3 protein-coding genes are annotated in these 9,446 nt (G+C 38.7%); all 3 read right to left on the bottom strand.

The window, feature by feature from the left end:
- A partial coding sequence (locus tag ACFINA_RS09000) for an autotransporter outer membrane beta-barrel domain-containing protein (RefSeq protein WP_375615456.1) occupies window positions 1–2,780 on the bottom strand: 2,780 nt, incomplete at its 3' end.
- Window positions 2,781–3,430: 650 nt separating this feature from the next.
- The gene (locus tag ACFINA_RS09005) at window positions 3,431–8,674 is read right to left on the bottom strand and encodes an autotransporter outer membrane beta-barrel domain-containing protein (RefSeq protein ID WP_375615457.1); all 5,244 of its coding nucleotides are present in this window, start codon (window positions 8,672–8,674) and stop codon (window positions 3,431–3,433) included.
- Between the two features lie 639 nt (window positions 8,675–9,313).
- Window positions 9,314–9,446 (bottom strand): autotransporter outer membrane beta-barrel domain-containing protein (locus ACFINA_RS09010; RefSeq protein ID WP_375607490.1); only part of this gene is annotated, 133 nt, incomplete at its 5' end.

A 9,446-nucleotide genomic window follows, 5' to 3' on the forward strand; every position in this document is an offset into this window, starting at 1 on the left:
TCCTCTTCTTTTCCTAAGACAGATGTTCTGATATTGGCTAAGAGTGCGTTTTGTTTAGCCATATCGGTTAATCCACTGTAGAAGAGAGCATTTGGCATGACCAAATAGCTTGCTGTTTGTGGTACAGGGGCAACGGTAGGGATATTTGTTTCAGGATCAGGATTTGAACCAGAATTGGAGCCAAGCAGTTCGGGTTGCAAACGGAAATCCCAGAAACTTTCATTCTTTTCATCAAAGAGGTTTTGTGCAATATCGGCTTTGCCTTGGCTTGAGTCTGGTCCATAGGCACGTAGTGTATACATATCCGGTAAGCCACCTCTTGTGGTATAACCATTTACCAGTTTGAAAGAGTTTTCTTCTGCTTTTCCAGAAACTTGAATGAGTGAAAGACCACGGACATTGGCAGCAGCAGAGGTGTTTGCTTCGATATTGTTCTCTTCTAAGCGCCCCGTGACATAAACTGATGTGTTGCCAGAGACATCCCCATGGATCAAAAGTCTATCGGTTTTTTGGTCATTTATTGCAGCACCATCACTCCAAGCCGTATTGAAGTAAATCTTTGCATCACCCGTTGCATTGTAGACTTCTTGCGTGTCTGGTTTACCAGAACCTATATGCAATGTTTGGTAATGATCTTCGGTTGGTTTCTCAAAAACAATGGAGCTGTTATCGAGATTAAGCACAGAAACATCAGAACGAGATCTTTGAGCGATATCAAGCAGATTGCCATCATCATCTTTTTCATTTTTGCTGATTTTCAACGTCCACGTTGTATTGTTTTTTAAATCAAAGTGCACATTTCTGTCTTTAGCAATATTTGCTCTGCCTTCTAGAGTAGACTGATCAGTGCTTAAGGTGAAGGTGCCGTTGGAGATCGCTTTAACCTCTTTATCATTCCAATAATTATCGGTTCCCCAAGATTTTGGATTTTCGAAAATACCATCTCCTAATAATACGTCGGCATGGATTTCTGAATTTTTGAGATTGACTGTACCGATTGACAAACCTGGAATATCTTCAATGTTATCGTTAGTAAAAGCTCCAACAAAAATTCCAGTACCATTTTCAGCATGAAGCTCTGCATTAGTCAGATTGATCTCACTACTTTGGTGTTTTTGTGGATCATCTGATTCATTTTTATCAATATCAGAGACAGCTAAGAACTGTAAGCCACTGATTCCTACTTTTGCAGAAACATCCGTTAGATCAATATGGCCGCCATTTATTACAACCATTGCAACTTTTTTTGCTTCTATTTTATTTTTCTTCCCATTCTGAAGGGTGTCGGATTGGGTATCTAGACCTTTAGAATTAGCATCAATAGCGCCATTAATCATCTTAATTGTGCTATCTTTACCAATAGCGAGACCAACATCAACATTTTGAATGGTTGTTTTGCCATTTAATTCAACTATACTGTCAGCCTCCCAAGTGTTTACACCAACGGTTGCTGCTTCGGACTCACCACCGATTATTGTTAAATCTCCGCTAATAATTTTACTTCCATTCTCTGCATAAAGACCTTCATCAAAATTTTGAATGGTTGTTTTGCCCGTTAACTGAATTTCACTCCCAGAGCCCGCTGTCCATACACCAGATCGTGCTTCATTGGGGTTGTCATTAATTGCTTTACCACCGACTATTGTTAAATCTCCGCTGGTAATTTTACCACCATTATAGGCTCCAAGACCGTACGAAACTTTTTCAAAGGTTGTATGCCCCTTTAATTGAATTTCACTATTGGGATCAATGGCTATTATACCAGAAGTGCCGTATTCTTGGTTTTCATAAGCAGTTATTGTTAAATCTTCGCTGGTGATTTTACCACCTTTTTCTGCTCTCAGTCCGTCTCTAACTTTTTCAATGCTTGTTTTGCCTTTTAATTCAATTATGCTTCCAAAGCCATGGGCATTTGCACCGTTTCCGAAGTTATCGGTTGTTAGAGTAACATCCGTAATTTCAATACGTCCACCATTTTCTGTAAGTAATGCGCCTTCATGTCCATTCAAACTTCCTCCTATGACAGCCCCTCCTTTCATTGTGATCTTGGATTCTATACCATCTGCATGGAGTCCAGTACCATTAGATGATGCGACTGTAACATTGTTGTTTAAAGTAATGATGCTGCCATTTTGAGCAGATATTGCTGTATTTTTTGCACGAAATGATCCTCCAGACACTGTTATTGTTGAGTGATCATCTGCAAATATGCCTGTTAGTGCTTGAGTTATGGTTACATTGTTCAAGGTTACTGTGCTGTTTTTAGCACTTATTCCTAAGGATAGTAAAATGTTATCGTTTTCACTCGATATTACCACGTCTTCCAGCTTGTTTTTTTTACTCTTACTGTCAGAAAAGGAAGCGCCAGTGCTAGATAAAATGCCAGATGAGGAGGGCCCCATTCCAGAATATGTAATTGTTCCTTTAGTCATTTGAAGTGTAGCACCGTCTTTGGCTTCAAGGCCTAAGAAAATACCAGAACCAGTTCCTTTAATGGTTGTGCCATCCAGTAACTCAATCGCACTGTCAGCACCTTCTGCTGTTACAGCATAGACGGTTTCGTTTGTGCCCTGGTTTATATCTTTATTCGTAACAATGGTTAAATGTTTTCCAATGATTTTGCCACCGCCTTTTGCGTGAATAGTTTCGTAGGTTTTATCGGATACTTCTTGTTGTTTTCCCTCAGAAACTACGAGGGTTTCAGCATGTGCACTGAACTGGATGTTAAATAGGATAATAGCGGCTACAGCCGTGCATGATAAAAGGGATGTTTTATACACTAGTATTCTCCTTATGAGAGCCCCCAAATATTCATTTCCCCGCGAACTTCATAAGAAGAAGTGAAAATGGATAGTTGTTATTAATTTCAGTAATTGTCTTTATTTGGTAAGACATTTTTGGTTTTTTGTCAAAATTAAAAAATAATTGATATTAATTATGTCTAATACAAAATGTATTTATAACTGATTTTATTTAAAGAATTATAATTTTGAATATTATTATTCAGAGAAATATTGTGAGATACTGATATAGTGGTACCATGACATCTTTTACGTGATGGTAGGGATTATTATATGACCCAAATTGGGGTTATGAGGGAACAAAAAAGGATGTAGAAGAAGCTTATAAAAAAGCTAATCTACTTGGGCTTAAAGTGGATTTTCATTTTTCAACACAGTGGTATTAATTTATTTCTAATAGACTTCTCTTTTTCTCAAAGTAGGAAGTACTTTTCATCCACTGGGGATGGAAGTGCTCTGTTGCATTTGTTGTGTCTTGTCTTGGTGATTTTCGTAAAGAACTAAGTATAAAGAGGGAAGGGTGCTTTAAAAGGAAAAAAGATGGCTTTAATGTACAAAAAAGGCAGCATATTGTGGCTGCCCTTTTGTTAAATTGAATAGAATGAATAGGCTATTTTTATAGCCTTGTATTAAAACTGATAGCGTATGCCACCTGAAAAGCTTGCACCACTTATACCAGTTTTCTGAAGCTTTTGTCGATAGCTTACATCACCGTAAAGAGAGAAGTTGTGAGATAGTCGCGCATTGATACCAATTCCTCCCTCAATTGCTGTTCCCATGGGATCAAGGTTAAAATTCTTGCTCATTTGTACTTTTCCATTATCACCAAAGGTTTTGATCAAGTTTACTTTTCCATAGAAGGAAAGGGCAGGACCATTTTCAGCAGTCATAATGGTTTTGGTTAAACGTCCACCAACACGGATCAACCATTGAGAAGGATTTTTCATATCAACGGTAAAATTATCAGCATCTTCAATGGTATTAAACATCAAATGTTGATAAGCAAGTTGTGCTTGAGGCTCGAAGGTTAAGCCTTCCATTCCGGTTGCAAACTCTTTGCCAACAGTGGTGGAGATACTCAACATTTTGGCATTTTTCAACTTTGCGGTTTTGCCAATGATAGCATTGCCGATATCTCCTTTTAGAATTCCATAGGATAACAGTGTATCCATATAGAAACCATTGTCATGCTGCACGCTGCCATAAGCTGTTAGTGACCATTTATCCAATGTGCTCTCACTGACATCATCCATATCCTTTGGAGTGAAAGATAGCCGCCCATAGGTGCCTACAAGACCGAAATGTGTCGTGGTATTTTGTCCTTCTAATACCGCTAATGTGACACCGGCTTGGAGAGCAGCATAACGGACATCAGCACCATAACCATATTTAAGGGGACCACGTTTCGAGGATAAGGTTCCTTTACCCCCATAGGTAGAGAGGAAGAAACTGTTTTTTAGATTTTTCTGCTCTCCCAAGACTGTTGTTCTCATATTGGCTAAAAGTGCATTTTGCTTGGCCATATCGGCCAATCCAGTATAAAAGAAAGCATTTGGCATAACCAAATAGCTTGCCATTTGTGGTACAACTGCTCTTACTTTTGAATCGGGGTTAAGAAATTCAGACTGCAAGCGAAAATCCCAGAAATCTTTATCCTTTTCATCGAATAAGTTTTGGTTAGCATTGGCCTTGCCATAACTTGATACTGGTCCATAGGCAGTCAGCGTATATTTATAAGGAGTTCCTCCTATGGTGGTATAGCCATTTTTCAATTTAAAGGAGTCTTCTTTTGCTTCTCCAGAAACTTGAATAAGTGAAAGTCCACCTATATTGGAAGGAGCAGAAGCATTTTCTACACTCTCTTTATCCCCTGAAGAACTTTTGACGTAAACTGTTGTGGTGCCTGCTACATCACCGTGAATGAGAAGCCTATCGGTTTTTTGTGCATCTATTGCAACACCATCACTCCATATAGCGTTGAAATGAATTTCTGCCTCACCAGAGGCATTATAGACTGCTAGAGTGGTTGGTATTCCAGATCCTACATGCAATGTATGATAATGATCTTCTACCAGTCCATTGAAAACAATAGAACTATCATTTAGATTGAGCACAGAAATATCAGAACGTGACCTTTGAGCAATAGCAAGCAGTTTTCCATCATCATCGGTTTCTTTTGTACTGGTTTTCAATATCCATGTTGTCTTGTTTGCCAAATCAAAGCGTACAGTTCTGTTTTCTGCAATTTTTGCTCTTCCCTTTAATACCGAGTTATTAGCATTTAGTGTAAAAGCAAAGTTATTTTCTTTAGTTGAATCTTTTGCCGCTAATAAAATATCGGCACTGATTTCTGAATTTTTGAGATTGGCTATACCGATTGATTGGTCTGCATTAATTCCAATACTATTTTCAGTGCGAAGCTTTGTATTTGTCAAGTTGATTTCTAAGGTGTTATCGTCCTCGGATTTATCAAATGTTATGCCACTGTTTTCTGCTGTTGCAGAAACATTTGTTACATCAATATATCCGCTATTTTTTACAACAAATGCTGATCCTTTTGCTGCTACGGTCCCTCCATTCATTTTAATCGCGCCACCGTTTTCTGCATAAAGCCCGATGAAAGTATTGCTAATCGCTGTATTTCCATACAATTCAATTAAGCTGTTAGGATTGCTGGTAGCTGCACCGTATCCGTTACCATCCATCGTTGTTAGAGCAACATCTGTGACCTTAATATGTCCACCATTCATTGCGAACAATGCCATGGTTTTCGCAGTTACTGTTCCCCCAGTCATTATGATTGTGCCACTATTTTCTGCATCAAGTCCGGTTACAGCATTATCAATAGTTGTCTTCCCATACAATTCAATCAAGCTGTTAGGATCGGTGGTAGCTGCGCCATAGTTACCATTTGTTGTTGTTAGAGCAACATCTGTAACTTTAATATGCCCACCGTTTTTTGCAAGCAATGCCATGTTTACAGCGGTTACAGTTCCTCCCGTCATTGTGATGGCACCACTATTTTCTGCATTAAGCCCGATGAAAGCATTATTAATTGTTGTTTTGCCATGCAATTCGATCAAGCTATCAGGATCGGTGGTAGCTGCGCCATAGTTACCATTTGTTGTTAGAGCAACATCTGTAACCTTAATATGCCCCCCGCTTTTTGCAAGCACTGCCATGTTTGCAGCGGTTACAGTTCCTCCCGTCATTGTGATTGCCCCACTATTTTCTGCATTAAGCCCGATGAAAGCATTATTAATTGTTGTTTTGCCATGCAATTCGATCAAGCTATCAGGATCGGTGGTAGCTGCGCCATAGTTACCATTTGTTGTTAGAGCAACATCTGTAACCTTAATATGCCCCCCGCTTTTTGCAAGCACTGCCATGTTTGCAGCGGTTACAGTTCCTCCCGTCATTGTGATTGCCCCACTATTTTCTGCATTAAGCCCGATGAAAGCATTATTAATTGTTGTTTTGCCTTGCAATTCGATCAAGCTATCAGGATCGGTGGTAGCTGCACCGTATCCGTTGCCATACATCGTTGTTAGAGCAACATCTGCGACCTTAATATGTCCACCGTTTTTTGCAAGCAATGCCATGTTTACAGCGGTTACAGTTCCTCCCGTCATTGTGATGGCACCACTATTTTCTGCATTAAGTCCAATGAAAGCATTATTAATTGTTGTTTTGCCTTGCAATTCGATCAAGCTATCAAGATCGGTGGTAGCTGCGCCATAGTTACCATTTGTTGTTAGAGCAACATCTGTAACCTTAATATGCCCACCGCTTTTTGCAAGCACTGCCATGTTTGCAGCAGTTACAGTTCCTCCCGTCATTGTGATGGTACCACTATTTTCTGCATTAAGCCCGATGAAAGCATTATTAATTGTTGTTTTGCTTTGCAATTCGATCAAGCTATCAGGATCGGTGGTAGCTGCACCGTATCCGTTGCCTATTGTTGTTAGAGTGACATCTGCAACCTTAATATGTCCACCACTTTTTGCAAGCAATGCTGCGCTTGTCCCAGTTACAGTTCCTCCCTTCATTGTGATGGTACCACTATTTTCTGCGCCAAGGCCAGTTACAGCATTATTAATCGTTGTTTTCCCATGTAATTCAATTAAGCTGTTAGGATCAGTGGAGGCTGCACCGTATCCGTTACCATCCATTGTTGTTAGTATTACATCCGTGACATCAATATATCCGCCGTTCTTTGCAAATAATGCTGCGCTTTTTCCAGTTACAGTTCCTTCCGTCATCATGATGACACCTCTGTTTTCTGTATAAAGCCCGATAAAAGCATTATTAATCGTTGTTTTCCCATACAATTCAATCAAGCTGTAAGGATCTGTGGAAGCTGCTCCGTTTCCGTTACCATCTGTTGTTGTTAAAACAACATTTTCGCCTCTAATATATCCACCGTTCACTGCCAATAATGCTCTGTTCCCCCCAGTCACTATTCCTCCCATCATTGTGATTGTGGAGAATAAACCGTCTGCATAGAGTCCATCGCCATAAGATGATGTAACTTGAACGCTGCCTTTTTGACTATTGGCTAAAGTAATGATGCTGCCTTCCGTAACGTATAGCCCAGCGTGTTCTCCATTATATTCTCCTCCTAATATCGCTATTTGAGAATGACCTTCTGCGGATATGCTGGTTTCTGCTTGGGTAATGGTTACATTTTCTAAAGTGACTTGACTTCCAGCAAAGGCTGTTATTCCTGTGTATAAAAACTCTTCATTTTCCAATTCATTTTCTAATTCACTTTCCCAGCCAGCGTCTAATTCATTGTCCGATGTTTTTGCATTTGCTAGCTTGTCTTGATCACTTATGCTGGTGTTTGCATAAGTAATTGTTACATTTTCTAGCTTGTTTTTTTTGCTCTTACTTTCATTGAAGAATGCGCCAGTTTCAAAAGCTTTAATGGTTCCTCCTGTCATTGTGATTGTGCCACTGTTTTCTGCATAAAGCCCAATTACAGCATCATTAATTACCGTATTTCCATGCAATTCAATTTTACTGTTAACATCATTGGCTATTGCACCGATTCCGGTGCCATCTGTTTTTAAAGTAACATCTGAGATGTCAATATGTCCGCCATTTTCTGCAAGCAATGCTGTGCTTCTTCCAGTTATTGCTCCACCAGTCATTGTGATTGTAGATTGTTCACCATTTGCATAAAGTCCATCACCATGGGATGATGTAACTTGAACACTGCTTTTTTTGTTATCGGCTAATTCGCTATAAGTTAAAGTAATAGCGCTGCCTCCTGTAGCGGATATTCCTTTGAGTTCTCCATCAAATGCTCCTCCTAATATCGTTATTTCAGAATGATCATTTGCAAATATACTGGTGTTTGCTTGTGTAACCGTTACGTTTTCTAAAGTAACTTTGCTTTTGTTGTCGGCATTTATTCCCTCGTCCATGAAGTGGTCGTCTTTACCGCTTGATATTGTTACACCTTCCAGCTTGTTTTTATCATTCATACTGTTTTCGAAGAAAGCGCCAATTTCAGAAACCGTAATAATGCCTCCAGTCATTTTGATTGTAGCACCATCTTTTGCATTAAGACCAAGACGAATGTCAAAATCAGTTCCTTTAATGGCTGTGTCTTGCAGGAATGTAATCGCACTGCCAAGACCGTCAGCTGTTACAGCATAAATATCTGTGTCTTTATTCCCAACCACAGTTAAATGTGTGCCAGTGATTTCTCCGTTGTCTTTCGCATTAATCATCTCATACGTTGTATTAGATACTTCTTTTTTCTCGCCGGAAACTTCAAGAGTTTCAGCATATACATTGAGATGGGTGTTGAATAGCATGACAGCTATGACAGCCGTGCAGGATAAAAGGGACTTTTTACACATCAAGATTTCCTAAATTATAAGTAAATTATAAGTGCCACACACTCTTCCCCCGCTTATAAGAAGGATATCAAATGGATGGGTATTTTAGAGATGGAACGTGATAGGCGATTTTTATTTTTATGTAAAGTATAAAATAAATTATATATTTAATATATAATGAATTATATTTTAAATTCATTTTGTTCTAAAATAAATATATTATGTTAATATTATATAAGTATTATAAGTTTTTCTATTCAAGATATGTGTTATGTTTGCATAAAACTTGTTGCTTATGCTTAAAGAAAAGAAGTAGGCAAGAAAATTTCAAAAAACTGTATGCTTGAGCCTGATAGAGATCTCTTTCAACATCATAAACAAAGCGAATACCATAGCTTTCATGTTTTCCTTTAATACGGTTACGATGAAATAGCGTTCATTGATTTTTCAATCGACTTTTAGTTTTTTTCAAGAGAAATTTTTACTAGTTGAAAGCGCGATATTTTATTGTCTTGAAGTTTTTTAACTAATTTTCTCAAAGAGAAATGTTGGCGATGTGTATTAGTAGAGAAGAATAGAGGAGAGATAAAAAGGCAACACGATGTGCTGCCTTTTTTGTTAAATTAAATAGAATGAATAGGCTGTTTTGACAGTTTTGTTTTAAAACTGATAGCGTATTCCTCCTGAAAAGCTTGCACCAGATATACCGGTTTTTTGAAGCTTTTGTTGATAGCTTACATCACCATGAAGGGAGAAATTGTGAGACAGTTGCGCATTGATGCCAACGCCGCCT

Origin of the sequence: Bartonella sp. AC10YNML (assembly GCF_042196825.1) — a bacterium.
Classification (GTDB): domain Bacteria; phylum Pseudomonadota; class Alphaproteobacteria; order Rhizobiales; family Rhizobiaceae; genus Bartonella.